Source organism: Kordia jejudonensis (genome assembly GCF_001005315.1).
Taxonomy (GTDB): Bacteria; Bacteroidota; Bacteroidia; order Flavobacteriales; family Flavobacteriaceae; genus Kordia; species Kordia jejudonensis.
On sequence record NZ_LBMG01000180.1, the window covers coordinates 1 to 657 of the forward strand.

Below are 657 nucleotides of genomic sequence, written 5' to 3' on the forward strand. Positions count from 1 at the left end.
TCATTCCACTAAGTACCGATTTTCCGCTAGAGCGAAATCAACACATTCTAGCACAAGCAAACAGCGGATTTGTCATCACGACGAATGATTTACAAGAAAGTATTTCTGGACTAACAGAGGCAAAAAATATTCTTTACACAAATGCTTCTATAAGTGAAAAATATTCGAAAGAAAACAACAATAATTCTCTTTCAGGAAACACTTTAAGTTACATCATATTTACTTCAGGATCAACAGGAAAGCCAAAAGGCGCGATGGTAACACACCAAGGAATGTTGAATCACTTATATGCCAAAATAAACGATTTTCACATTGATCAACAGTCAAACATAGCACAAACGGCAACCCAAGTATTTGATGTCAGCATTTGGCAATACATGGTGGCATTGTTAGTTGGCGGAACAACAACGGTTCTTGTTGGCGATGACGCTTGGGATCCTAAGCGTTTATTGACACATGTAGAAAATGAAGGAATTACGTTATTAGAAAGTGTTCCTGCACACTTTTCTATCTTACTAGATTACTTAGAAACTACTTCTGAAAAACCAAGTTTGTCAAGTTTGCAAATGCTAATGATGAACGGAGAAGGTTTGCCGCCAGCATACTGTCAACGATGGTTTGAAATGTATCCAGAAATTGCAATGAGTAATGTATACG

Annotated in this window: 1 protein-coding gene; it reads left to right on the forward strand. The window is 37.1% G+C overall.

What is annotated here, in order from left to right:
• The coding region (locus AA089_RS23225; protein ID WP_046759416.1) for an AMP-binding protein at nucleotides 1-657 on the forward strand (657 nt) is incomplete at both ends.